26 protein-coding genes are annotated in these 25269 nt (G+C 60.8%); 13 read left to right on the top strand and 13 right to left on the bottom strand.

The window, feature by feature from the left end:
• The first annotated feature begins 9 nt into the window (after positions 1 to 9).
• The gene (locus ACS4RR_RS27575) at positions 10 to 399 is read left to right on the top strand and encodes a nuclear transport factor 2 family protein (protein ID WP_260112055.1); all 390 of its coding nucleotides are present in this window, start codon (positions 10 to 12) and stop codon (positions 397 to 399) included.
• A 21-nt stretch (positions 400 to 420) separates the two neighbouring features.
• On the opposite strand, the gene ACS4RR_RS27580 is transcribed toward ACS4RR_RS27575, so the two are convergent.
• The 11 genes from ACS4RR_RS27580 to ACS4RR_RS27630 form a co-directional block, all read right to left on the bottom strand.
• Complete coding sequence (locus ACS4RR_RS27580; RefSeq protein WP_260112056.1) at positions 421 to 1362, bottom strand: helix-turn-helix domain-containing protein; 942 nt, start codon at positions 1360 to 1362, stop codon at positions 421 to 423.
• A gap of 10 nt (positions 1363 to 1372) precedes the next feature.
• Positions 1373 to 2089 (bottom strand): SDR family NAD(P)-dependent oxidoreductase, encoded by a 717-nt coding sequence (locus ACS4RR_RS27585; protein WP_170255330.1) that lies wholly within the window; start codon positions 2087 to 2089, stop codon positions 1373 to 1375.
• A gap of 15 nt (positions 2090 to 2104) precedes the next feature.
• On the bottom strand, positions 2105 to 2824 hold the full coding sequence (locus tag ACS4RR_RS27590; protein WP_170260116.1) for an ABC transporter ATP-binding protein: 720 nt from the start codon (positions 2822 to 2824) through the stop codon (positions 2105 to 2107).
• A gap of 1 nt (position 2825) precedes the next feature.
• Complete coding sequence (locus ACS4RR_RS27595) at positions 2826 to 3530, bottom strand: ABC transporter ATP-binding protein (RefSeq protein WP_222293753.1); 705 nt, start codon at positions 3528 to 3530, stop codon at positions 2826 to 2828.
• Positions 3527 to 4564 (bottom strand): branched-chain amino acid ABC transporter permease, encoded by a 1038-nt coding sequence (locus ACS4RR_RS27600; protein ID WP_170260118.1) that lies wholly within the window; start codon positions 4562 to 4564, stop codon positions 3527 to 3529. Before ACS4RR_RS27600 ends, ACS4RR_RS27595 begins: the two co-directional genes overlap by 4 nt.
• Positions 4561 to 5427 (bottom strand): branched-chain amino acid ABC transporter permease, encoded by an 867-nt coding sequence (locus ACS4RR_RS27605; protein ID WP_170260119.1) that lies wholly within the window; start codon positions 5425 to 5427, stop codon positions 4561 to 4563. Before ACS4RR_RS27605 ends, ACS4RR_RS27600 begins: the two co-directional genes overlap by 4 nt.
• Before the next feature lie 84 nt (positions 5428 to 5511).
• Entirely contained in the window at positions 5512 to 6768 is a 1257-nt protein-coding gene (locus ACS4RR_RS27610; protein WP_456190401.1) for an ABC transporter substrate-binding protein, read from the bottom strand.
• Positions 6769 to 6837: 69 nt separating this feature from the next.
• Positions 6838 to 8433, bottom strand: coding sequence for a GMC family oxidoreductase (locus tag ACS4RR_RS27615; protein ID WP_456190402.1), 1596 nt, complete (start codon positions 8431 to 8433; stop codon positions 6838 to 6840).
• A 3-nt stretch (positions 8434 to 8436) separates the two neighbouring features.
• Positions 8437 to 9843 carry an aldehyde dehydrogenase family protein gene (locus tag ACS4RR_RS27620; RefSeq protein ID WP_222384905.1) on the bottom strand — a complete coding sequence of 469 codons (1407 nt, stop codon included), beginning with the start codon at positions 9841 to 9843 and terminating at the stop codon, positions 8437 to 8439.
• A 126-nt stretch (positions 9844 to 9969) separates the two neighbouring features.
• Entirely contained in the window at positions 9970 to 10914 is a 945-nt protein-coding gene (locus tag ACS4RR_RS27625; RefSeq protein ID WP_407766912.1) for a helix-turn-helix domain-containing protein, read from the bottom strand.
• Positions 10915 to 11084: 170 nt separating this feature from the next.
• Complete coding sequence (locus tag ACS4RR_RS27630) at positions 11085 to 12020, bottom strand: helix-turn-helix domain-containing protein (protein WP_456190403.1); 936 nt, start codon at positions 12018 to 12020, stop codon at positions 11085 to 11087.
• Between the two features lie 52 nt (positions 12021 to 12072).
• Here ACS4RR_RS27630 and ACS4RR_RS27635 point away from each other — a divergent pair, with 52 nt between their 5' ends.
• A complete protein-coding gene (locus ACS4RR_RS27635) occupies positions 12073 to 13635 on the top strand; it encodes a 4-hydroxyphenylacetate 3-hydroxylase N-terminal domain-containing protein (protein WP_222384907.1) in 1563 nt (520 codons plus the stop codon).
• 9 nt (positions 13636 to 13644) lie between these two features.
• Positions 13645 to 14157 carry a flavin reductase gene (locus tag ACS4RR_RS27640; RefSeq protein ID WP_003550320.1) on the top strand — a complete coding sequence of 171 codons (513 nt, stop codon included), beginning with the start codon at positions 13645 to 13647 and terminating at the stop codon, positions 14155 to 14157.
• 51 nt (positions 14158 to 14208) lie between these two features.
• Here the strand turns inward: ACS4RR_RS27640 and hpaR are convergent, their stop codons facing one another.
• Positions 14209 to 14682: a homoprotocatechuate degradation operon regulator HpaR gene (gene hpaR, locus ACS4RR_RS27645; RefSeq protein WP_456190404.1), complete on the bottom strand. Its 474-nt coding sequence runs from the start codon at positions 14680 to 14682 to the stop codon at positions 14209 to 14211.
• 120 nt (positions 14683 to 14802) lie between these two features.
• Here hpaR and ACS4RR_RS27650 point away from each other — a divergent pair, with 120 nt between their 5' ends.
• The 7 genes from ACS4RR_RS27650 (at position 14803) to hpaI (ending at position 21864) form a co-directional block, all read left to right on the top strand.
• Positions 14803 to 15195: a 5-carboxymethyl-2-hydroxymuconate Delta-isomerase gene (locus ACS4RR_RS27650; RefSeq protein WP_222384908.1), complete on the top strand. Its 393-nt coding sequence runs from the start codon at positions 14803 to 14805 to the stop codon at positions 15193 to 15195.
• Between the two features lie 91 nt (positions 15196 to 15286).
• Positions 15287 to 16804 (top strand): 5-carboxymethyl-2-hydroxymuconate semialdehyde dehydrogenase, encoded by a 1518-nt coding sequence (gene hpaE, locus ACS4RR_RS27655; RefSeq protein ID WP_456190405.1) that lies wholly within the window; start codon positions 15287 to 15289, stop codon positions 16802 to 16804.
• A gap of 38 nt (positions 16805 to 16842) precedes the next feature.
• Entirely contained in the window at positions 16843 to 17823 is a 981-nt protein-coding gene (gene hpaD, locus ACS4RR_RS27660) for a 3,4-dihydroxyphenylacetate 2,3-dioxygenase (RefSeq protein WP_456190406.1), read from the top strand.
• A 65-nt stretch (positions 17824 to 17888) separates the two neighbouring features.
• Positions 17889 to 19343: an NADP-dependent succinate-semialdehyde dehydrogenase gene (gene gabD / locus ACS4RR_RS27665; protein WP_456190407.1), complete on the top strand. Its 1455-nt coding sequence runs from the start codon at positions 17889 to 17891 to the stop codon at positions 19341 to 19343.
• A gap of 20 nt (positions 19344 to 19363) precedes the next feature.
• Positions 19364 to 20233 carry a fumarylacetoacetate hydrolase family protein gene (locus ACS4RR_RS27670; protein ID WP_456190408.1) on the top strand — a complete coding sequence of 290 codons (870 nt, stop codon included), beginning with the start codon at positions 19364 to 19366 and terminating at the stop codon, positions 20231 to 20233.
• A gap of 1 nt (position 20234) precedes the next feature.
• Positions 20235 to 21038 (top strand): 2-oxo-hept-4-ene-1,7-dioate hydratase, encoded by an 804-nt coding sequence (gene hpaH, locus ACS4RR_RS27675; RefSeq protein WP_170260132.1) that lies wholly within the window; start codon positions 20235 to 20237, stop codon positions 21036 to 21038.
• Between the two features lie 10 nt (positions 21039 to 21048).
• Positions 21049 to 21864 (top strand): 4-hydroxy-2-oxoheptanedioate aldolase, encoded by an 816-nt coding sequence (gene hpaI / locus ACS4RR_RS27680; RefSeq protein ID WP_456190409.1) that lies wholly within the window; start codon positions 21049 to 21051, stop codon positions 21862 to 21864.
• A gap of 41 nt (positions 21865 to 21905) precedes the next feature.
• Here hpaI and ACS4RR_RS27685 read toward each other — a convergent pair whose 3' ends face one another.
• Complete coding sequence (locus ACS4RR_RS27685; RefSeq protein WP_260112062.1) at positions 21906 to 22166, bottom strand: winged helix-turn-helix transcriptional regulator; 261 nt, start codon at positions 22164 to 22166, stop codon at positions 21906 to 21908.
• A 115-nt stretch (positions 22167 to 22281) separates the two neighbouring features.
• Between ACS4RR_RS27685 and ACS4RR_RS27690 the strand changes: the two genes are divergently transcribed.
• The 3 genes from ACS4RR_RS27690 (at position 22282) to ACS4RR_RS27700 (ending at position 25227) form a co-directional block, all read left to right on the top strand.
• Positions 22282 to 22980: a PDZ domain-containing protein gene (locus ACS4RR_RS27690; RefSeq protein ID WP_456190456.1), complete on the top strand. Its 699-nt coding sequence runs from the start codon at positions 22282 to 22284 to the stop codon at positions 22978 to 22980.
• 786 nt (positions 22981 to 23766) lie between these two features.
• Positions 23767 to 24585 (top strand): oxidoreductase, encoded by an 819-nt coding sequence (locus ACS4RR_RS27695; RefSeq protein ID WP_170260135.1) that lies wholly within the window; start codon positions 23767 to 23769, stop codon positions 24583 to 24585.
• 51 nt (positions 24586 to 24636) lie between these two features.
• Positions 24637 to 25227 (top strand): TetR/AcrR family transcriptional regulator, encoded by a 591-nt coding sequence (locus tag ACS4RR_RS27700; RefSeq protein WP_456190410.1) that lies wholly within the window; start codon positions 24637 to 24639, stop codon positions 25225 to 25227.
• Positions 25228 to 25269: the final 42 nt, after the last annotated feature.

The following is a 25269-nucleotide window of genomic DNA, read 5'->3' on the forward strand; positions in this document are numbered from 1 at the left end:
GGCAGAACGATGCGCACAGCCTATGAGATTGTGAAAGCACACTACGACGCCAACGCGCGCCGGGATATGGACGGCATGCTTGCCGACATCGCCGCCGATTGCCGATGGACCGAAATGGATGGCTTTCCCTGTGCCGGCACCTATGTCGGTCCGCAAGAGGTTTTCAAAAACGTCTTCTTCGCACTCGGAGAAGCCTTCGACGGCTACACGTTCGCCCTGGATCGGCTGCTGGATGCCGGCAGCGATGTGATCGGAATCGGTGATTATTCCGGGACTTACAGACAGACCGGCAAGTCCTTCAAGGCGCGTGTCGTTCACGTCTGGAGCGTTGCAGGCGGCAAGATCCGGGGCTTCGAACAATTCACCGACACGCTGCGTGTGGCGGACGCAATGCGATAAACGCGTGGCGGCCTGGCGAATTCACGCCGGGCCGCCCTTTCGCCAATCGGAGGGCGAAAGCGCATAGCGGCCGCGAAACGCCCGGGAGAAATGCGCGCTCGAAGAAAACCCGAGCCCAAAGGCAATCTCCGATATTTCCCCCGGGCGGCATGTAGCGTCCCGTAGTCGGGACGCGGCTCTTTCCAGTCGCAGGCTCCAGATATAGTCGGCCGGCGTCGTGCCCTCGACTTCGAACGCGCGATAGACATAGCGTACGGAGCAACCCATGCGGCGCGCGATCATGGCGACGTCGAGATCGGGCCGAGAAATGTGGTCCGAGACGAAGTCCTTCATACGCCTTCGCAGCAGGTCGAGGGAATGGGCGCTTGATCGTTCCCGTTGCGGATCGACGCCGATCATGGTGCGAACCAGTTCGATCATCGTCTGGCCGAGACTGGCGCGTGCGGTATCGTCCAACTCGCTGATCTCCCGGATTGTCGAATCCATCAGCGAAAGCAGGATGCGCTGCATCCCCGCATGTTCGGGCATGGCGACAAATGGCTCCATCAGCCGGTTGACCGCTTGAACTGGAAGCGCGCCACGCGGCAATTGCAGGAGAAGCAGGCGGACAGCCGTTCTGTTGGTCAGCACATAGGGACGGCTTGGATCATACATGATGCTCGCGCCGGCGCCGACTGGAACGCTACGGCCATTTTGGTTGAGGGACGAAAAGCCATGTGTCTGGATGACCAGTTTGATGGCATCGGGAGAGTCCGAGCCGAGGGTCACGCGCTCGCCAAAAACCGTGTGCGGATCGGCTTCCAGCAGCGTCAGGCGGCAGGCACCGAGCATTGCCGACAACAGCTGGCTTTGATCTTCGTCACCCGATTGAAAATCGAGCCGCACATTGCCGAACAAGCTGCGGGCAACGCTCGGAAAATCCCTTCCCCCTGCAACTTTAACGGATGAGAAAACCGGTTCCATGCTGTCTTCCTCATGAGGTCAGGTAGCCGCCGTCGACCGGCAGGCAGACGCCGGTTATGTAGCGTGCGGCCGCAGACGACAGGAAGACGATCGCGTCGGCGACTTCCGCCGCCTCGCCCCATCGTCCCGCCGGTATGCGGTTTCTGATCGGCGCCGAAACGACTTCATCGGCAAACAATGCCCGGCTCAGCGGCGTTACGATCCAGCCCGGCGCGACGGCGTTGACGCGGATATTCTCCGCCGCAAATTCCTGCGCCAGCGACTTTGTCAGTTGTACGATCGCTCCCTTGCTGGCCGAATAACCTGGCCGATCGGCCGCGCCGAACGTCGAATACATCGACGCAATGTTGATGATGGACGAACCGGATTTCATCCGGCTGCGGCCCAGGCGACAACAATCCATGACGGATGTCAGGTTGATGGCGATGACCTCATCGAATGTCTCTTTCTTCCATTCGTCACGATCGCGGCTGATCCCGGTGCAGTTTACAAGGACATCGATCCGATCGAGGGTCGCAAAGAAATCGGCAAGAGCGTCGGGCTGAAGGACGTTGATTTCCCGGCTCTCGATCCGCTCGCTGCGCGGCCCGCTGGAGGCACCAAGGCCGCAGCAGACGACCCGGGCGCCGAGCTCGGCAAAACGATGAGCCGTCGCAGCCCCGATGCCCGATGTTCCGCCGGGAATGACGACCGTGCGGTCGGCAAAAAGATCGTTGGCAAAGGTCATCGTCTCTCCTTGAGATCAGCTGGCGAGATAGGCGCCATGCAGGATTTTGGGATTGGCCTTCAACGTTTCGGAGGCACCGTCATAGACCAGCCGGCCGCGCTCCATGACCATCGCGTGGTCGGCAAGATCGAGAGCAAGATTGGCGAACTGTTCGATCAGGAGCACACCGATGCCGTTTCGGGCCGCAATCTTCAGCGCTTCCGCCAGCCGTTTCACCACAGTCGGCGCCAGCCCAAGCGAAAGCTCGTCGACCACCATGAAGCCTGGTTTGGCGATGAATGCCTGTGCCATCGCGACCATCTGCTTCTGCCCCCCTGAGAGATCGGAAGCCAGCTGGCGTTTGCGCTGGGCAAGTTCCGGAAATATCTCATAGGCCCTTTCGAGCCCCTCGCGGCGACCGGATGGTGACCCGTCGAGGGCGGCAACGAGGATGTTGTCTTCCACCGAGAGCTGGCCGAGCACCCGATGCCCCTCCGGCACCAGCGCCAGGCCGGCCCGGCGGATGCGATCGGGCGAAAGCCCGTTGAGTGACATCGCATCGAGCCGTATCGCGCCGCCAGCGACTGGCAGGACGCCAGCAAGCGCCATGACCGTGCTGGATTTGCCTGCGCCGTTGGCACCCAGCAATGCCGTGATTTCTCCACTCCGTATTGCAAAGGAGACATCGTGAATGACCCGTTTGCCACCGCGCTCGACGACGAGGTTTTGGACGGCCACGGATGAGATCGCCACCATCTCAGAATTCCCCCAGATAGGCGCGGCGGACGTTCGGGTCGGCAAGCACCGCTTCCGTCGGCCCCAGCGCCAGCAGCTTTCCATAGTCAAGCACCATCGTTTCGCTGCACATGGCGCGAATGAGCTCGACGTCATGATCGATCACCAATACTTGCGCCCCGACTTCGGTGGGGATGCGCAATACGAGTTCGCGAAACATGCCTCCCTCCTCGTCGGTCAAGCCTGCTGCGGGCTCATCGAGCAGAATGAGTTTGGGATTGCCGATCACGCATTTGCCGAGTTCGACCAAACGGCGCTGGAACAGATTGAGCGACTGGCCCAGCTTATCGGCCACGGTGCGAAGGCCGACAAAAGCAAGTGCGGCATCGACGGCCGCCGCACGGTGAAGTGGTGCGACCACGTGATCTGCGATTGCGGTGAGATTGCCCGACACCGACAGGTCCTCGACCACCTGCTCGGTCTGGAATGACCGGCGGAGGCCGGCGCGGACGCGCTGCAGCGGGGCAAGATCCAGCAGTTGATCGCCATTCAGTGCGATGCTGCCTTGAGCCGGCCTGACAAAACCGGAGAGAACATTCAGCAGGGTTGTCTTCCCCGCACCGTTCGGGCCAATCAGGCCGGCGATCGGCGCAGCGAGTGTCGCAGTTAGTTCATTGATCGGCCTGACGCCGCCGAACTGGACGACGAGATTGTCGATGGCGATCATCGCGCCCTCTCCTTTGCCGAACGGAATTGCAGCCGGGTGACCAGCGAGGCGATCTGCCCGGCAATGCCGGATGGTGCCGTCGCCAATGCCTGGAACAGCGCAACGCCGAAAATCCCGATGGTCACATATCCGTCGATGCCGAGATCGGTCAGCAGCGCCGGCACCGCCCGCAACAGCAGCCCGGCAATCAGCGCTCCGTACCAGTTGTAGACTCCGCCGACGATTGCCAGCGCGAAGAGGTTCAAGCTCTCGAAGGCGCCAAAGGCGCGACCGTCGAGCTGGCCGACGTTTCCGGCCAGCAGTGCACCGGCGACACCAGCGAGGAAGCCGCTGAGCGCAAATGCCCATGCCTTATAGGTCAGCACATTGACACCGCTGGCAATGGCGACCGTCTCGCCTTTGCGGATCAGAGCCCAGGCGCGGCCTGGTCGCCCCAGCTTGTGCCATTGCGCGATCAGCAGAGCGATCGTCGCGGCGAGGCAAACATAGAGAAAATAGGCGACCGCTCCCTCGGCAATTCCGGGCCGGGGAAGCATGGCGCGGCCCGAACCGTCGGCGCGGCCGAGAAAACCATCGCCACCGTCGGGAAAGCCCCAGGCGCTGATGATGATCTGAAACGCGCCCGCAAGCATCAGCGTGACAAGGGCAAGATAAAGCCCTCTCAGGCGCAACGCCGGCAAGCCGAAGGCAAGGCCGACCAAGGAAGCGATGATACCTCCCGCCAGAAGGCTGACTTCGAACGGCGGGTGAAAGGCGTGGCCGACACGAAGCGTTACCCAGCCGCCAACCCCGACGAGCGCAAATTGGCAAAGCGAGACGAGGCCGAGCTGCCCATAAAGGATTGCCAGCCCCGCCACCGAGAGCGACAGCGCTACCGCCGACGTTGCGGCCGACAGCCAGTAGGAATTGGCAAAACACATGACCACGGCGGCAAACAGAGCCATCGTCGCGGGAACCTGGAGAAGCTGTTTGGGAAACCGGGCCACCGGAACGCGCTCGGGCAATGCCTGTATGGTCTGCTGCGAAGTCATCATCGGTCCTTCAATACGGCCTTGGCCGTACTCCCCAAGATCGTGACCGCGACGAGCGCGATAATGAAAGGTGCGGCCGCGCGATAGGGTGATATCCAGGCGACCGGGGTGAGCGCAGCTTCGGCAATGCCGATCAGAAGCCCGGCGACGGCCGTTTGCCAAAGTGAGCGCAACTGGCCGAGAATTGCCGCCGCGATTGCTGGGATCACCAGCAAAGTCAGGAACGTGCCCTGGAGGCGGACGAGGTCGGCAAGCAGCAGGCCGGCGAAACCGGAAAAAATCCCGGTAATGACCCATGCCGCCGTCTCTGTGTAGAGAATGCGAACACCGAGGATTGCGCTCAGGTCGCGGTCGTTGGCCAGGGCTCGCATGTCGAGCCCAAGGCGCGTCCGATTGAGCAGCAGCGTGATCGCGCCGACCATGACGACGGCAAGCAGGATAGCGATGATGCGCGTGTACGTGAGGCGAACGCCGAAGAGAGAAACGAACATCTGATCGGTCGGAAACTGCAGGCGACGCGGCAGTTCACCCCAGATGATTCCCATCAGTGCGATCAGCACCAGGGCCGGCGCCAAGGTCCCGACGGCACGCACGACCGTATCGCGATGCGATAGCATAGGTGCAAAGAGCCGCCCGTAAAGAAAGCTGATGGCCGTGGACACGACGACGGCCGCCAGGATGGCAACGGAAAGCGGTATTTTCCATTCGAGAAGCTGCCAGGCGCAGTGCGCGCCGATAGCACCAAACGCGCCGAAGGCGAAGTTAAGGACCCCGGTTGCCCGAAAGAGGATGACAAGGCCGACGCCTGACAGGGCGTAGACGGCCCCAATTCCGAGACCCGATATCAGAAATGGTAAAAAGGTCATGAGCGGATTCCGATGTGCGGCCGAAGAGACGGCGGGCAGCGTATCCCGTGGCTCGGACCACGGGACGATGCGTGATGCCTCAATTTACGGAGCTATTCCGGCGCTCTTTTCAAAGGCGCGGATGTCGGCCAACTCCGGATCGGGCGATGGCGCGCAATCGGAGATCACCTTCCACTTGCCACCCTTGCTGACTGCCATGCGCGTCGTCGAATTTGCATTGTGGCGCGGCTGACCATCGCCGAAATACCAAGGCGCGCAGAAAATATCGCTGGCAAAGCCCTTGACCTGCCGGATGGCGGAACTGGTGCTTTCGCGCGTGATGTCCTTGGGATCAAGTGACATCAGTGCCTTCTCGGCAATCCGGGCGGCAAGATATCCGGCCTGGGCGAACGTGTCGCGCGGATCGGAAGGCTGGCCATATTTGTCCATGACGGCAAGCCAGTTCTGATTGTCGGGCGTCACGGCCTCGAGATCGTTGAACTCCATGTTGACATAGAAGTTTCCATCCCAGCCTGCGCCAATGGTCCCGGGCACCGAAAGGTCATAAGCCGATGCGGCACTCAGGAACTTGATGGTCTGGTTGAGCCCCTGTTCTTCGGCCGCAGTCAGAAGCGGGATTGTGACGCCCTTGGGAAGGGCGAGGATAATGACATCAGGCTTGGAAGCCGCCGCCTGCAGGATGATCGAGGTCGAATCGGCCGTACCGGGATCCATCAGGATCGTTTCCGCCATAAAGCCTTTTTCCTTGGCCAGAGACTTAATGCCGTCGCAGGACCATGTCCCGACGTTCGGGATGTTCGGACCGATGCAAACCACCGACTTTGCCTTGAGCTGATCCAATGCGTAGCCCATGGCGCCCAGCGTGGAGACGCGCGGCCCGGCATTCGTCGCGGCGTAGTTCTCGGCAAAGAAGCACTCGCGAGGAACGCCGACGCCAGCGACGACGACAATGCCGGATTTCTTGTAGAAATCCGCGTTTGCGCCACATTCGACAAAGCTCGAATTGCCGACCATCAGCACCGCCTTCTCGTCGTTGACGAGCTTGGCGGCCAGCTGAGCGGCCGTCTCAGGATTCCACTGATCGTCTTCGACCAGATATTTGACCGGCCGCCCTTTAATGCCGCCATTGGCGTTCAAGCAGTCGAAATAGGCCTTGGCGGCCCTTGTCGAGTTCGAAAAATCGTCCGGACCGGTTTTGCCGGTGATCGCACCGATGACAATCGGATCACCGGTCGCGGCTTTGCCGGTATTGTCGCCGCAGGACGCAGCCGCATGAGCACTGAATGCCGAAAGCAGCATCAGGCCGAGGCCGACCACCAGCCCCCTCATATTTATTCTCATCGTTTCCTCCTCCAGTTTCCGTTATTGTCCGCACTCCCCGCGAACGTCTTCAATCGTGGAATCTCTGCCTCAGCCGGCGATCGCCTTGCCTGTCATGAACGCGGCGGCGCGGGCTGCAATCATCATCACCGGAGCGTTGGTGTTCCCCGATACCAGCGTCGGCATCACCGATGCGTCGCATACCCTCAGACCCTCGACGCCGCGCACCTTCAGATCGGCCCCGACGACCGCCATCGGATCGTCTGGCCGCCCCATGCGCGCCGTGCCCGCCGGATGGAAAACGGTCTTGGCGGTCTGCCGGATGTAGTCGCGCAATGCCGCCGGATCATTTTCGACCCCCGGTTTCGGCAGGACGCGTCGCTTGATAAGTTTCGCAAGCGCTGGTGCATCCAGAATGCGGATCGCTGTCTCGACACCGCGCACCAGCGTATCGAGGTCGGCCGGGTCCGAGAGGAGATTGGCGTTGAACTCCGCCTTGTCATTCGGGTCGGCGCTTCTGAGGCGAATGGTGCCGCGCGAGCGCGGCCTGAGGTAGCAGGGGCCGATGCTGAGACCATGACCGGGTTCGGGATCGCGGTCGACGAAACCCACAAGAACCGGCAGGACATGGAACTGAACATCCGGCTGGCCGATGCCGGCCGTATCCACGAAACCACCGCATTCGACCACGTTCGACGAAAGCAGGCCACGATGCGACAGCAGGTAGCGCGCCATGTGTCCGGCGGCGCGAATCCCGCTGTCATGCCCAAGGATGGAGATCGGCTCGTGGGTCTCGCCTTGAACCGGCGCTTCGAGATGATCCTGATAGTTTGCGCCGACGCCCGGCAGATCAGCCACCACATTGATGCCGTGAGAGCGGAGATGCTCGGCCTCGCCGATGCCCGAAAGCTGCAGGATCTTGGGTGTCGCGATCGCACCCGCCGTCAGCGCGATTTCCTTGGAAGCGGTGAATATGGTGCCGTCCTGCAGCGCCACACCCGTCGCGCGCCGACCCTCGAACAGAATGCGGGCGACCTTGCGTTCGGTCAGGATCGTGACGTTCGGCCTGATCTCCGCGTCACGCAGGAACGCCTGCGCGGAACTCCAACGACGCCCCCGGTAAGTCGTACTCTGATAGAACCCGACGCCTTCCTGGGCTGCGCCGTTGAAGTCCGGATTATACGGAATGCCGACTTGCGTGGCTGCCTGAATGAAGGCTTCGCTTAGTGGATGGCGGTGACGGGGGTTCGAGACGTGCAGGCCACCGTTGCGGCCATGAAATTCGCCATTGAGGCTTTCATTGTTCTCGAGCGATCGGAAAGCCGGCAGCACATCTTCGTAGGACCAGCCGTGACACCCCATCTGCGACCAGGTATCGTAGTCGTTCCTGTGGCCACGGATGTAGATCATCGCATTGACGGAACTGCCGCCGCCAAGCACGTTTCCTTGCGGGGTAATGCAAGGGCGGCCATTGAGACCTTTCTCCGGCTCGGATGCATAGGGGTGAATGTCGACCCCTTTGCCGAGAACCTTGAAGAAGGTGGCTGGAATATGGATCCAGGGGTCGGCGTCACGCCGGCCGGATCTGATCAGCAGAACCTTGTTCGCCGGGTTCTCGGAGAGCCTGTTTGCCAGCACGCAGCCCGACGATCCGCCGCCGACGATAATGTAGTCGAAGTTGGTCATGGCTCAGCTCAAAACCGTCTGGATGGTGGTAAATTCCTTCAGCCCTTCGGCGCCGAACTCGACACCCATGCCCGATTGCTTGACGCCGCCAAAGGGCGCGTTCGGCTGGATCGTGCCGTGCTTGTTGATCCATACCGAGCCGCATTCGAGCTGCATTGCGTAGCGCTTGGCTTTTTCGGCGTCTGCCGACCAGACCGAGCCGCCAAGCCCGGCGGGATTGGTGTTGGCGCGAGCGATGACCTCATCGATATCGGAGTAACGAATGATCGGCAGTGCCGGCCCGAACTGCTCTTCGTCGACGAGACGCACACCATGGTCGACGTCGGCAACAAGCGTGATCGGATAGAAATAGCCCGGCCGGTCGATCGGCGTGCCGCCGGCGAGAATTCGGCCGCCATTGGCGCGCGCATCATCGACAAGTTCGCGAACTTTGTTGAACTGCATTTCGTTCTGGACCGGGCCAAGAATGCTGGTTTCGTCAAGGCCGTCGCCGATCACGATCCTGCCGGCATAGTCGGCAAGCCGTGCGCAGACGTCTTCATAAATGCTGTCGTGCACATAAAGGCGCTTCAGCGCTGCGCAGGTCTGGCCGTTGTTGATGAAGGCTCCCCAGAACAGGCCCTCGGCGATCTGCGCGGGGTCGGCATCGGGAAGAACTATACCGGCATCATTGCCGCCAAGCTCGAGCGTCAGGCGTTTCAACGTCGCGACAGCCGAAGCCATGACCTTCTTGCCGGTCTCGGTCGAGCCTGTGAAGGTCATCTTGGCGATGCCGTCATGGGCGGAAAGTGCTGCACCAATGCTGTTTTCGCCGGTGATGACATTGACGACGCCGGGCGGCAGCACTTCGTTCATGATCTCGACAAGACGGATCGTCGAAAGTGGTGTCAGCGGCGAGGGCTTGATGATGACCGTATTGCCGGCTCGCACCGCTGGCACGATATGCCAGCAAGCGATCATCACCGGCCAGTTCCAGGGTGTGATCGAACCGACGACGCCAATGGGTTTACGATGCAATTCGACGCGGCCCTCATTGTCGTCCTGCAGGATCTCAACCGGCAGATTCAGTTCGGCGGTGTGGCGTGTCCAGGCAAGCGCGCCACCGATTTCGAACCGGGAACCGAGACCATTGAGAGGCTTGCCCTGCTCCAGCGTCAAAAGCCGCGCGAGCTCCTCGCCATTGGCTGCGATCTTTTCGGCAATGGCGCGGCAGGCGGCCTGGCGCTCTTCTTCCGGCGCCTGGCTCCAAGTGCGAAAGGCGGCTGAGGCGGCGGCAACGGCAAGGTCGAGATCCGCCGCCGTCGCCAGCGGCATCTGACCGACGATTTCGCCGGTCGATGGGTTGCGAATGTCGGCATAGGTTGCGGTCTCGATGCGTGCTCCGCCGATGAACAGACTGTACTGCTTCACGATTGGCTCCTCCCTGAGCTTTGGAAGGAGTATGACGGGGCAGAAGAAAGCCGTCTTGGGCAGGAGCGCGCCGCGACTTGGTTTCAAACGCAACAGGCCGTCGGCTCATCAAGTATTCAAACCGCACTATTGTGCGGTTGATGTCACCGGCCTGAGCAGATCGGTCGGCGCGCAGTCGAACAGATCCTTGAAGCTGCGATTGAAATAGGAAATATCATTGAAGCCGGCCGAATAGGCGACTTCCGCGATCGTCCTTGGGCTTCTTTGATCTTTGATCTGCGCAATCTTTTCACGCACGAGGCGCAACCGCTTGTCACGGATGACCGTGGTGCAGGTCATGCCGATACCTTGAAAATCCTGTTGCAGCGTGCGGATGGATACGCCGATCCGTGTCGCCAGCCACTTGGCGCTGAGATCGCTCTCGGTCAGGTGTCGGTCGATCAGTATGTCGACCATTTCCAGCCGCCGCGAAGCGCTGTCGTTGAGAGCGGACATGGCGTCGCCGTTTGAGACGAAGGCCTGTCGCGTCGCATTGAACATCAGGTGCCGCAGATTGGCAGACGCGGCATCCGATGCCGAATTGGACATGATCTTCGCCACCAGCGCACGCAGCATCATCGCCATCGGGTCAAAGGCCTCGAGTTTGCGGGCGATGTCGAAATCGATCGGGCTTTCGGCATACATGATCTGGCGTGGCAAATGCAGCGACAGATGATTGCTGAACTGTCCACCGAAATGGAATGTCGTGGGCCGGGTCGAGTCGACGAGAATGCAATCACCGACATCCAGGACTGCCTGGAGGCCGACGTGCTCGAGACCACAGGACCCTTCGAGCTGCATGATGAGAAAAAGGTGTTCGTTGGCGTCTCGGCGAATGTCATCCCAATCTCGATGGACGCGATCGAGATCATTGGAAACATGGGCGAACTCCATACCGCAGACATCGATACGCCGCGCTGCCCCCGTTACGGGCTTGCCGCTCTCCATTGCTTTCGGATTGAAGTTGCCGCAGATCGATTGGAGATCACTGGTCCATTGATCATAGGGAACGGTTGCCCATGCGTGTTGCATCAGGGCCTGATTGTTCAAGAGCTCCAACTCTGCCTCCCAACAGTGTCAGTCAACGACATTTCCGTCTCGCGCGACTCTCCCACAAGCGCAAAAAGGCGGCAACACCTGAGACCGGTAAACTGAAAGAGTGTCGAAGATCGATCGCCCTGTCAATATATTTCACATGTTAACTAGAATCCGTCATCCCGACTCTTCTCGCCAGCTATGTTTTGCCGCCGCCATTCACTGGGCGGCATACCGGTGCGCGCGCGGAAAAAGCGCGAAAAATAAGCGGCATCCTTCAAGCCCACCTCGTAGGCTATGTTCTCGAGCGATCGGATGGTGAAGAGCAACAGCCGCTTGGCCTCGAGCAGGCGGCGCGCGGCGATCATGTCCTTGACGCCCTGGCCGAATGCCATGTGCCCTGCCTTGGCAAGAAGATGCGGCGTGGTGCCGAGGGTCGAAACGTAGCGCGCGACTGGCCAGTTCTCACGAAAATGCCGGTCGATCAGCCGTCGAAGCTCGCCAGCAAGCAGGCGTTGTGGCGATTGCGCCAGCATCGGGGCGTCTGACGCCAAGCGTCCGATCTGGGTCAGTACGGCGGCGGTCAGCGGTGGGATAATGTTGTCGGCCTGCCCTCTCCCCTCGGCATATTCTTCCAGGATCAATCGCATGGTGCACCCCAGCCTCTCCCAGAGCGCCTCCGCGCCCCGCCCCGTCACCATCACCGGACGATCCAGCGGCAGGATCGTCTGACCCGCGATCGATGGCAGCAGACTGTCGGCGATCGACACGACGATCGCGTCGGAGACGAGCGGATCGACGTTGAAACCATGGACCACGCCGCTCGGCACGAAACTAACGGCGGGCGCCAAAAAGTCCAAACGTTGGTCTTCTATGAAATAGGACCCGCTACCACTGGTCCAGAAAGTGACCTGCATCATCCGGTCATGTTTGTGGGCTCGAACTTGGCCGGAATGGAGATTTACTCGGGCCATCACTGTTTCCACATGAAGAAAACCGATCTCCAAAGGACGATCCGGTTCGCCGTAAACAAAGAAACTTGGGACGATATCGTTCATGCCGGCCACCAAGAAAAGTACAAGTGATTTCTCTATTCTGTCCATGGTGGAGGTCGGACGCAAGGACTAGCTTTGACTGACATCATAGGAGGAGACGATGAGAGCAGAAGAGTTCCGGGCCGATACAAAGCGGCCTTTCACCGGCGAAGAATATCTCGCCAGCCTGCGCGACGGCCGCGAGGTCTATATTAATGGCGATCGCGTCAAGGACGTGACGGCGCATCCGTCCATGCGCAATTCCGTCCGATCGCTTGCAAGGCTCTACGATGCACTGCATGCTGAGAAGACGAGGGATCGCCTGACATCGCCCACCGACACCGGTTCTGGAGGCTACACCCACAAATATTTCCGTGTCGCAAAGTCCTCCGCCGATCTCGTCGCTCAACAGGGCGCGATCGCCGATTGGGCCCGCATGTCCTACGGATGGATGGGCCGCACCGCCGACTACAAAGCAGCATTGATGAATACGCTGGGCGCCAATGCCGACTGGTATGGTCCCTTCAAAGACAATGCACTCGCCTGGCACAAGCGCGCCCAGGAAGCTGCTCTCTTCATGAACCACGCGATCGTCAACCCACCGATCGACCGCCACAAGCCGGCGGATGCCGTAAAGGACGTATTCGTTCATATCACTAAGGAAACCGACGCCGGCATCTACGTCTCGGGTGCGAAGGTGGTGGCGACGTCCTCTGCTTTGACGCACTACAATTTCCTGGCACAGAGCTCGGCGACGGTTACGGAAGATCCGTCTCTGTCGGTGATGTTCATCGTCCCGATGAATGCGCCCGGCATCAAGATGTTCTGCCGCGTTTCCTATGAGGAAACCGCAAACCGTGTCGGCACGCCGTTCGACTACCCGCTCTCTTCCCGCTTCGATGAGAACGATGCCATCCTCGTTCTGGACAATGTCTTCATCCCCTGGGAGGACGTGCTGGTGCTGCGCGATGCGCCGAAGATCCTGTCCTTTCATCCCGCTTCCGGCTTCATGCACGGCTACTGCTTCCAGGGCTGCACGCGTTTCGCCGTCAAACTTGATTTCCTGGCAGGCCTGCTCGCCAAGGCTTTGCGAGCAACTGGCGGTGATGCCTTCCGCGGCAATCAGGCCGCACTCGGTGAAGTCATTGCGTTGCGCCACATGTTCTGGAGCTTCTCCAACGCCATGGCCTACAATCCGATCCCCTGGGCGAACGGCGCAGTACTGCCCAATCTGGAAGCGGCCCTTGCCTACCGCACCTTCATGTCGGAAGCCTATCCCCGCGTCATCGAGACGGTCCGCAAGGTCGTTGCCTCGGGATTGATCTATTTGCCGTCCTCGGCCAAGGATTTCGGCAATCCGGAGATCGACCGCTATCTCGGCCAGTATGTGCGCGGCTCCAACGACATGGGCCATATCGAACGCATTAAGATCATGAAGCTGTTGTGGGACGCAACCGGAACCGAGTTCGGCGGACGGCATGCGCTCTACGAATTGAACTATGCCGGAGCGCCGGAAGAAGTCCGGCTTCAGGTGCTGAAGGGGGCCGAGCGTGGCGGACGGTTGCGCGAAATGGAGGCCCTGGTTGACACCTGCATGAGCGACTACGACGAAAACGGCTGGACCGGCGATACCTGGCTGCCGCCGATCGGTGCCGCAGACCCGTTCAAGTCGGCCGCGGAATAGGAGGCGACCATGGAGGAAGCCTTTTCCAAAACCGAGTTCCGCAACGCCATGGCGCGCGTTTGCGCGCCGGTCAACGTCATCACCACCAATGGTCCCGCCGGTCGCGGCGGGTTCACCGCCACGGCCATGTGCAGCGTCACGGATGAGCCGCCGACGCTGCTCGTCTGCATGAATAGCCGATCCGCCCAAACTGCACTGTTTCTGGAAAACCACCGGTTCTGCGTGAACGTATTAAGTCACGACCACAGAGAGCTAGCCGGGAAATTCGCCGGAGCAACCGCCGATATGGAGGCGCGTTACGCCTCTGCGGATTGGGTCGCAATGCCTTCAGGTACGGATGCTCTCGCGGATGCGATCGTCTCATTTGATTGCGAGCTGTCCGAGGCAAGACTTGTCGGCAGCCATCACATTTTCATCGGGCGGATCGCCGGCATCCGATCCCGCCCCGATGGCAATGCGTTACTGTATTTTGACCGGAATTACGTTCATGTCCCGACGCAAATTGGCAGCTTCGGAGGTTGAACAAGCGGGCTGTCTGCAGCCTTGCTTTATCAAGGCATGGGAGACATCCAACTATTTGTGCAGCATCGCCAATTCGTCGAGCATATCCAGTAGCGTATCGATCCGTTCCCGACCAAACCGCTGCTCCAGCGCCGTGTAAATCATACGGCTGTCTGGGCTGACTTCATTGATCACTTTCAGCCCGGCGGCCGTGATCTCAAGAAGGATCTGACGACCGTCTTCAGTATCCTTTGTCTTGGTGATGAAGCCGCGTTCCTCCAGGGATCGGATGATCCGCGTCAGGCTCGGGGCAAGGATGAAGGCCCGCTCCGACATCTCCGAGGCATCCAACGTTCCGGCTTCGGCCAGAATGCGGATCACCCGCCATTGCTGTTCGGTCACGTCATGCAGCGCCAACATCGGACGGAAATGCCCCATGACCGCCTCACGCGCCCGAAGCAGCGCAATCGGCAGCGAGCGGCGAGTGTCGCGCGGGAGAAGAGCGTCCTGCACTATGCCGTTCGTCTTAGGGGGTTGTCTCGTCATAAGGGTTCTATGGATCATATTTTTGCGACACGCAACGAGCCGAGTGCCCATCATCGTTGACAAGGCCGTAAATATTGTTAACATGTTAAATATATAAGTCACTGTGGCGCGGGAGGAACGATGCCGCATTTCACGATGGATTATTCGGCCAATCTCGATCGAACCGTGGACTTCGACGCGCTTTGTCGCGTGGTCCATATGGAAATCCTGAAAACGGGCCTGTTCGAGGTCGGGGCGGTGCGGGTGCGCGCTATTCGGTGCGAAGCCTATGCGATTGCGGATCTTCTTGCCGATAATGCCTTCATCGACATGTCTTTCCGTATCGGCGAGGGACGCAGCGAAGATGACAAGCGCCGGACCGGAGAAGCTATCTTCCAGGCGGTGACGCAGCACCTGGAATCCCTTTTCCAGGCGCCGCATTTTGCACTGACGCTTGAAATCCGTGAGATCGATCCGGCGCTCAGCTGGAAGAAAAACGCCATTCATCCGCGTCTTCGCAAAACGAACAGCTAAGCAGCTCGCCTGAATCCAGACGCAGCAAACGGAAAAGCGCGGCAACTGCCTCGCAGTCCGGCGCGGCAAGACCAGCAATATTGGAGAAAAAATGTCGACATTTGAAAACAACATTGCAAAAGCGGAGGCCTATCTGGCCCGCTTCCGCGCGCGGGGCGTGCTGAACCATATCGATGGCGAAGCGGTGCCGGCCGCCGACGGCACGACCTTCGATATCATCTCTCCTGTCGATCTGAAGGTGCTGGCAAAGGTGGCGCATGGCAAGGCGGCGGATGTGGACCGGGCGGCACAAGCCGCAAAAGCCGCCTTTCCTGCCTGGGCCGGGATGTCGGGCGACGCGCGCAAGAAACTTCTTCATAAGATTGCCGACGCGATCGTGGCGCGTTCCGAAGAGATCGCGTTCGTCGAATGCATGGATACCGGCCAATCGCTGAAATTCATGGCGAAGGCCGCCCTTCGCGGCGCCGAGAACTTCCGCTTCTTCGCCGATCGCGCCGTGGAAGCCCGTGACGGCAAAACGCTGCGTGCGAACGGCCAAGTCAATATCACCACTCGCGCACCGATCGGCCCGGTCGGCGTCATTACGCCATGGAATACGCCCTTCATGTTGTCGACGTGGAAGATTGCGCCGGCGCTTGCCAGCGGCTGCACGATCGTACACAAGCCGGCGGAATTCTCGCCGCTGACGGCGCGGCTGCTGGTCGAAATCGCCGAAGAGGCTGGTCTGCCGAAGGGTGTCTGGAACCTGATCAACGGCCTCGGCGAGGACGCCGGCAAGGCGCTGACCGAGCATCCTGATATCAAGGCGATCGGCTTCGTCGGCGAGAGCCGGACCGGCTCGATGATCATGAAACAAGGTGCCGACACGCTGAAGCGGGTACATTTCGAGCTTGGCGGCAAGAACCCCGTCATCGTCTTTGCCGATGCCGATCTGGAGCGCGCCGCCGATGCTGCCGTCTTCATGATCTATTCGCTGAACGGCGAGCGCTGCACCTCCTCCTCCCGTCTGCTGGTGGAGGAAAGCATCTACGACCGCTTCACGGCGATGGTCGCCGAGAAGGCCAAGCGCATCAAGGTCGGCCACCCCCTCGATCCAGAAACTGTGGTCGGCCCGCTGATCCACCCGGTGCACGAAAAGAAGGTGCTGGAATATATCGAGATCGGCAAAGCCGGCGGCGCGACGGTTGCCGCCGGCGGCACGAAATTCGAAGGGCCGGGTGGCGGATGCTACGTATCCCCCACTCTCTTCACCGGCGCCAACAACCAAATGCGCATTGCGCAGGAAGAAATCTTCGGGCCCGTTCTGACCGCGATCCCCTTCAAAGACGAGGCCGATGCGCTGGCCCTTGCCAACGACGTGCAATACGGCCTGACGGGCTATCTCTGGACCTCGGACGTCACCCGTGCGTTCCGCTTCACCGATGCTCTGGAAGCGGGGATGATCTGGGTGAATTCGGAAAACGTCCGCCATCTGCCGACACCTTTCGGCGGCGTCAAGAACTCCGGGATCGGCCGTGACGGCGGCGATTGGTCCTTCGATTTCTATATGGAGACCAAAAACGTTGCTTTCGCCACCAAGGCGCATGCGATCCAGAAACTCGGCGGCTGAGTGCACCGGACACCCTATTGAATTTGGAGGAGAACCCTATGCCCCTGCCCACACCCAATCTTTATCCGCCTTTCAACATCGTGCGCCTCAGCCATGTCGAGCTTGCCGTGACCGACCTTGCGAAATCGCGCGCCTTCTACGTCGATACGCTCGGCTTGCAGGTGACCGACGAGACGCCAGACACGATCTATCTGCGTGCGCTCGAAGAACGAGGGCATCACTGCATCGTCCTGAAGAAAGACGCCGTCGCCGAAGCACGCGATCTCGGCTTCAAGGTGTTTTCCGACGAGGACCTCGACAAGGCCGAGCATTTCTTCAAGGGCAAGGGCCTGCCGGTCGAATGGGTCGAGCGGCCCTACCAGTCGCGTACCTTCCGCACCCGCGATCCGCACGGCATTCCGCTGGAATTCTATTCAAAGATGGACCGCCTGCCGCCGATCCACCAGAAATATGCCCTCTACAGAGGCGTGAAGCCGCTCCGTATCGATCACTTCAACTGCTTCTCACCGAATGTCGACGAAAGTGTCGCCTTCTACAATGAGATCGGCTTCCGCGTGACGGAGTACACCGCCGACGAGGAAACCGGGAAGCTCTGGGCGGCATGGACGCACCGCAAGGGTGGCGTCCACGACATCGCGTTTACCAACGGTCGCGGTCCGCGTTTGCATCACACCGCGTTCTGGGTTCCGACGCCGCTCAATATCATCGATCTGCTCGATCTGATGGCGACCACCGGTTGGCTGCCCAATATCGAGCGCGGACCGGGCCGGCACGGTATTTCGAATGCCTTCTTCCTTTATATCCGCGATCCGGATGGCCATCGTATCGAGATCTATTGCTCGGATTATCAGACGGTCGATCCGGATCTCGAGCCGATCAAATGGGATCTCAAGGATCCGCAGCGCCAGACGCTCTGGGGGGCTCCGGCGCCGAAATCCTGGTTCGAGGAGGGCAGCACCTTTGCCGGCACCGAGGTGCGTGATTCCGTGCTGAAGGCCCAGCCGATCGTCGCGCCCTGAATTTCCCCAGCTGGGCGGGCGCGAAAGCGTCCGCTGTTTTCTCAATGCTTGGTGAGGAGCCAGCCATGAAATTGCAAGATCCTTCCTTGTTCCGCCAAGCCGCTCTTGTCGGCGACAATTGGATCGAGGCCGATCCGAACAACGCGATCGAGGTGAACAATCCGGCGACCGGTGAGATCATCGGTCGGGTGCCGAAGCTTGGTGCCGCCGAGACGAGGACGGCCATCGAGGCCGCCCGCCTGGCGCAGAAGGGTTGGGCTGCCCGCACCGCCAAGGACCGCTGCGCCATCCTTCGCAAGTGGTTCGATCTGATGATCGAGAACAAGGATGACCTCGGCCGCATCCTGACGCTCGAACAGGGCAAGCCGCTGGCCGAGGCGACCGGTGAAATCGTCTATGGTGCGAGCTTCATCGAATGGTTTGCCGAGGAGGGCCGCCGCATCTATGGCGACCTGATCCCCGGCCACCAGCCGGACAAGCGCATCATGGTGATGAAGCAGCCGATCGGCGTCGTCGCGGCAATCACGCCGTGGAACTTCCCCAATGCGATGATCACTCGCAAGGCCGGTCCCGCCTTTGCCGCCGGCTGCGCCATGGTGCTGAAGCCCGCCTCGCAGACGCCGTTCTCGGCGATCGCGATTGCGATCCTGGCAGAACGCGCCGGATTGCCGAAGGGTCTTTTCAGCGTCATCACCGGCTCGGCCGCGGCCATCGGCGCCGAGATGACCTCGAACCCGGTGGTGCGGAAGCTGACCTTTACCGGCTCGACCGAAATCGGCACCGAGCTCTACAAGCAGAGCGCCCCGACCATCAAGAAACTCGGCCTCGAGCTTGGCGGCAATGCGCCGTTCATCGTTTTCGACGATGCCGATCTCGACGCGGCGATCGAAGGGGCGCTGATTGCCAAATATCGCAACAATGGCCAGACCTGTGTTTGCGCCAACCGCATCTACGTGCAGGACGGCGTCTATGACGCCTTTGCAGAAAAGCTGGCAGTTGCGGTCGCCAGGCTGAAGATCGGCAACGGCTTTGACGAGGGCGTCATCCTTGGGCCACTGATCGACAAGGCCGCCCTCGCCAAGGTCGAGGAGCATATTGCCGATGCCTTGGGCAAGGGCGCGCGCATCCTGCAGGGCGGCAAGCGGCATGCGCTGGGCGGCACCTTCTTCGAGGCGACCATCTTGGGCGACGTCACCAAGGACATGGCGGTGGCGCGCGAGGAAACTTTCGGGCCGCTGGCGCCGCTGTTCCGTTTCAAGAACGAAGCCGACGTCATCGAGCAGGCTAATGACACCGAATTCGGCCTCGCCTCCTACTTCTACGCCAAGGATCTCGCCCGGGTATTTCGTGTGGCCGAGGCGCTGGAATACGGCATGGTCGGCGTCAATACCGGCCTGATCTCGACAGCCGAAGCGCCGTTTGGCGGCGTCAAACTGTCGGGTCTCGGCCGTGAGGGCTCGAAATACGGCATCGAGGAATTCACCGAGATCAAATATATCTGCCTCGGCGGCATCGGCTGAACTGAATAGGAGGAAAAACGATGTCCCACCCGAAGTTTGTCAGCTTTACCCGCAACGACCACAGTGGATACGGCGTTCTTGCCGGAGATGGAATCATTGACCTTTCCGCCCGCCATGGCACGAAGTGGCCAACGCTGCGCGAGGTTATAACCGACGGCGTGCTGCTGAAGCTCGCTGAGGAAGCGGCGAGCTTGGAGCCCGATTTTCCGGTGTCGGACATCCGTTACGAAGTCCCTGTTCCCGCCCCGGAGAAGATCATCTGCGTCGGCGTGAACTTCCCCGACCGCAACGAGGAATACAAGGATGGGCAGGCAGCGCCCTCCAATCCCTCCCTGTTCATCCGCTTTCCGCGCTCCTTCACCGGCCACGATCAGCCGCTGATCCGACCACCGGAAAGCCCGCAGCTCGACTACGAAGGCGAAATCGTCATCATCATCGGCAAGACCGGCCGGCGCATTCCCGAGGCTGAGGCACTATCCCACATCGCGGCGCTGTCGCTGTGCAATGAGGGCACGATCCGCGACTGGGTCCGCCATGCCAAGTTCAACGTCACCCAGGGCAAGAACTTCGACCGCACTGGCTCGATCGGCCCGTGGCTCGTGCCTTACCGCAATGAGAGCCAGCTTGCCGACATCAAGCTCCAGACGCGGGTCAATGGCGAAGTGCGCCAGAGCGACCGCACCAGCCGGATGATCTTCTCCTTCCGCAGGATCATCAACTACATCTCGACCTTCACCACACTCGTTCCCGGCGATGTGATCGTCACCGGTACGCCGACCGGCGCTGGTGCCCGCTTCGATCCGCCGATCTGGCTGCAGCCCGGCGACCTCGTCGAGGTCGAGGCCGATGGTATCGGCATCTTGCGCAACACGATCGCTGACGAGGTGTGAAATGTTGACTTCAGACGATATCAGGCAGGCGGCAGAGCGACTCGACATCGCCGAGCGGACGCGCGAACAGACGGAGCTTCTGTCGATCCAATATCCGCACATGACGATGGATGACGCCTATGCCGTGCAGTCGGCCTGGGTCACGAAGAAGATCGCCGCCGGGCGCAAGGTGATCGGCTGGAAGATAGGGCTGACCTCGAAGGCGATGCAATATGCGCTGAACATCGACACGCCGGATTCCGGCGTGCTGTTCGACGACATGCTGTTCGAGGACGGCGCGACGGTGCCGGCCGATCGCTTCATCCAGCCGCGGATCGAGGCGGAGATCGCCTTCATCATGAAGGCTCCCCTGAAAGGCCCAGGCATCACCGTGTTCGACGTGCTGAATGCCACGGAGTACATCACCCCGGCCCTGGAAATTCTTGATACGCGCATCCTCAGGGTCGACCCCGAAACAAAGAAGGCCCGCACCATCGTCGACACGATTTCCGACAACGCGGCCAATGCCGGCATCGTGCATGGCGGGCGCATGGCGCGGCCCGATACCGTCGATATGCGCTGGATGGGGGCTATCGTCAGCCGCAATGCCGAGGTGGAGGAAACCGGCCTGGGTGCCGGTGTCTTGAATCAGCCGGCGCGAGGCATTGCCTGGCTTGCCAACCGGCTGGCCCGATATGGCGACGGCATCGAGGCGGGCCAGATCGTCCTTGCCGGCTCCTTCATCAGACCGATCGAGGCGCGCCACGGCGACACCATCGTCGCCGATTTCGGACCTTATGGGACGGTCAGTATCTATTTCGCATAGGAGAGCGCTCATGCCCGCGCCCAAGAACACATTCAAGTCGGCCTTGGCCGAGAGGCGTCCGCAGATCGGACTCTGGCTGGCGCTCGCCAATCCCTACACGGCCGAAATTCTGGGTGGTGCCGGCTATGACTGGCTGTTGATTGACGGTGAGCATGCGCCGAACGACATCCCTCTGATGACGGCGCAATTGCAGGCGCTCAAGGGTTCGCCGAGCCACCCGGTCATCCGGGCACCGATCGGCGAGGTCTGGATATTGAAGCAGATTCTCGATATCGGGGCCCAGACGGTGCTGGTGCCGATGATCGAGAGCGGCGACCAGGCAAGAGCCATGGTGCGCGCAGTACGATATCCGCCGCACGGCGTGCGGGGCGTCGGCGCAGCGCTTGCCCGCGCTTCGGCATTCAATCGTATTCCCGACTACCTGCAGACCGCCAATGACGAGGTCTGCCTGCTGCTGCAGATCGAAAGCCGCGCCGGACTGGCCGCGCTCGATGACATCGCCACTACCGATGGCGTCGATGGCGTTTTTATCGGACCCGCCGATCTCGCCGCCGACATGGGCCATCTCGGCAGGCCTGGCGATTCCGAGGTACAACAGGCGGTGGAAGCGGCGCTGATCCGTATCCAGTCGTACGGCAAGGCAGCCGGTATCCTGACCGCCGATCAGTCGCTTGCCAAACACTATCTGGAACTCGGCGCCACCTTCGTCGCCATCGGAAACGATGTCGGCCTGTTGGCGAGCGGCGCATTGCGCCTGCTGTCCGACTTTCAGAAGGCGAGTGCAGCCGGCCATGGAAGTTCAGTAGCCACGACGAAGGTTTACTAAGATCTCCTCCAACCGGGCCTCAATCGTCTTGCGGACGTAGATCAGCGGCTCTCGCTTGCATGGGCGGAGTCGTTGAGTCTCACTATCCGATGCATCTTGTGTCGCTGCCACCAAGCGACCAACCCATCGAACACTGGTGCGAGCTTATAGGCTGCCGGGGTTAGCGCATATTCCACACGCGGAGGGACCTCGGCGAAGATTCGCTGTGTTGTTGGTTTACGCGGAGATCCGCGTGTGGCTGCTGCTGGTGTTGCACCGATGTCGCCACGCCGCCAATATTGAACCAAGCAAGTGAAGTACATAGTGTTTTCTATATTTTATTTTCCAGGTCATTGCTTCATTAAGACATCTTTAGAAGCCGTCGACTACCGTCTCCGTGCCGAACGAAGCAAGAGCTTGTTCGCGCCAACCCAGGAGATGGTCTTGAAGAATTCGTATCGTGCCTTCCGAGCACTGATCGTCGTCGCACATATTGCTTCTCCGTTTGCCGGGGTTCACTCCGCCTTCGCGGCAAACCCGCCGGCGGCCCATGCGAAATCCGGGCCGATGATATCCAAGGCGCTCGATGCGCTGCTGCTGCCGATCAACAAGGGCGTGATCAAGAAGTTCAAGCTCGACAAAGGCGTGCACGGTGTTCTGGTGCTTTCCGTCAAGCCCGGCGGCGTTGCCGACAAGCAGGGGATCAAGCCGGGCGACGTTTTGGCTGAAGTACAGGGCCATAAGGTTCATAAGCCGATCGACGTCGATGTTGCCGTGCGCCGCCAGTTGAAGGCCGGCCATTCCGATATGTCCTTCAGCGTCGCGCGTGGTGGGGCAGTGATCGCGGTTGCCGCAATTATCACACTCGAATCCTACAACGAGACGACCGCGGTCAGCGAAATCTCTAGTTGGGAGACTGACACGACGGTAAGCTCGTCCTCCTACGAGGAATATGTTTCCACGGAATCGACGGAAATTGAGACTTCCGAGGAGAGCGAGGAGGCGACGGTCGAAGAGGACCTGGCCGAGGACGAGTCGGCTGACGCTGATTCCAGCGACGATGCGGACGACAGCAGCGACGACAGCTCGGACGATTCAGGCGATGACGGCTCGGATGATTCAGGTGACGACGGCTGAATCCAGCCGACGTGCCGGCGAGAAGCGCTCGCCCGAATTTCGACGAACGAACTGCGCCAGTCTTGCAACTGGAGCAGTTGGTTTTCTGCCATGTTGCTCAGGAGACACGTGCCAATATCAAAGTCGTCACCGGCAAATCATTCGTTCGCCGGCGCTCATTTGTGGTCCCCCGCCCAACGCCATTCCGGCGGCACGAATGGCGGGCTGAAGGTTCTCGAGTCGATGTGGCGACGCATCTAACTATGTCAGCAGCGATATCGAGGTCGATCCGACTGTCGCGGCGACCTACATCGTGATCGGCCGTTTCTGCCGCTCCACTGCTCCAGGATCCAAAGGCTTGGCGCAAGATCGAGGCGCAAAACACAGCCGAGCCAGAATGCGTACTTGAGCACGGTCAACTCGTTCCAGGCATCGAGGGCAAAATCGCCTGCAGTACCGGGTGGTGAGCGGTCGCCCGTTCTGACCAGCACGAACGAGCATCTTACGCCGGTCATTCGTAACGCGTCTCCAAACCTGACATTCACGCTGTGGCTGCCGCCGCCCGATTCAGACATTGCCGTCAGCGGTCCAAACGACGGAACCGGAATCTGAAACCTCCGTTTCGTCCTCTGCCAGTCATTCTTCAAGAATGCCGCCCCTCCGCGATCTCGACCGGCAATCCTGGCGCCGTTCACCGGCTGCCTCCTCGTCTCGCCCCTCCGTGAACGTACGAACATAATTTAATTCTTGCCTTGCGACCACTCAATCGCTATTGTCGTATGATCGTAATTCTAACTTCAGGAGCTCATGATGACAGCAACTCCGCGGGTTGCGCTCGTAACAGGCGCCACCTCAGGCATCGGCAAGGCCACAGCGATCGCTTTGGCCGCCGCAGGTTTCCAGGTAATCGGAACCGGCCGCAACACCGCGCAACTCGCCGCGCCCGCCGGGGTGACGTACCTCGACCTCGATGTGACCAGCGACGAATCGGTCGCCTCAGCGGTCAGGCAGGTGATCGAACGGTTCGGGCACATCGACGTCCTGGTTAACAACGCCGGCGTTGGCACAACCGGCGCGGCCGAGGAGTTCTCGATCACCCAGACGCAGCACATCTTCGACATCAACGTCTACGGCGTCATGCGGACGACCAAGGCGGTCCTGCCGCATATGCGCGCCCAGGGCCGCGGACGCATCATCAATGTCTCCTCCCTCAGCGGGTTCGTCCCCAGCCCGTTCATGGCCCTCTATGTTTCGACCAAGCACGCGGTCGAGGGCTACTCCCAGTCGCTGGACCACGAGGTTCGCGATTGCGGCGTCCGGGTCCTGCTCGTCGAGCCCGGCCCGATCAACACGCCGTTCGCAGGTCACAGCGTGGTGGCCGACACCCCCATGCCGCTCTACGCGGCGGGACGGCGCAACTACGACGATCTGCTGGAGAAGAACCTCAGCAGCGGCGACGACCCCGCGGTCGTCGCCACGGTGATCGTCGCGGCGGCCACCGACCGGAACCCGAAACTACGGCGCACCGCCGGTACGACCGCCCGGATCATCAACACGGTATACAGCGTCGCCCCGGCCCGGATCTTCGACCGCGTCATCCGCAGATTCAACCGGATGCCGAACTGACCTGGCCACAGCGGTATCCGGAGCGCAAACCCGGCTTAAAAGGAGGAAGGCATGTTGCGTTACACGAAAGAACACAAGCAGGAGACGCGGCAGAGGATCATTGCGACGGCCGGTCGACGGCTCAAGCGGGACGGTATCGACGGCTCCGGAGTCGCGACGCTCATGAAGGACGCGGACCTCACCAACGGCGCCTTCTACGCCCATTTCGAATCCAAGGACAGCCTCGTCGCGGAGGCGGTCACCGACCAACTGCACACATTGCACGCGAACATCGTCGAGCTGGCGGAGCCGGGCCCTGCCGGCCTCGAACAGCTCATGCGCTGGTACCTGTCGGCCCACCACCGGGACAACCCCGGCGACGGCTGCCCCAACGCCGCCCTGCTCGACGAGATCGGGCGCAGCGCGGACGCAATCAGGCAGGCGTATACCGACGGCGTGCTGGTCGTCATCGACGGCCTCGCCGCCCGATTGGCACCCGAAGATCCGCTCTCGGCCCGCGTGAAGGCGCTCAGTCTCCTCGGCCTGATGGCCGGGACGCTACAACTCTGCCGCGCCCTGACCGACCGCCAGCTCTCCGACGACCTCCTCGCGCAGGGGCTCAGCAACGCCCTGGCGCTGGTGGACGCCGAACTCCGACGATGACCCTCGTTTCTGCGACAAGCCCGGCACACCCGGCGCGTCGTC

The organism is Rhizobium zaerense, assembly GCF_051810725.1.
GTDB lineage: Bacteria > Pseudomonadota > Alphaproteobacteria > Rhizobiales > Rhizobiaceae > Rhizobium > Rhizobium leguminosarum_I.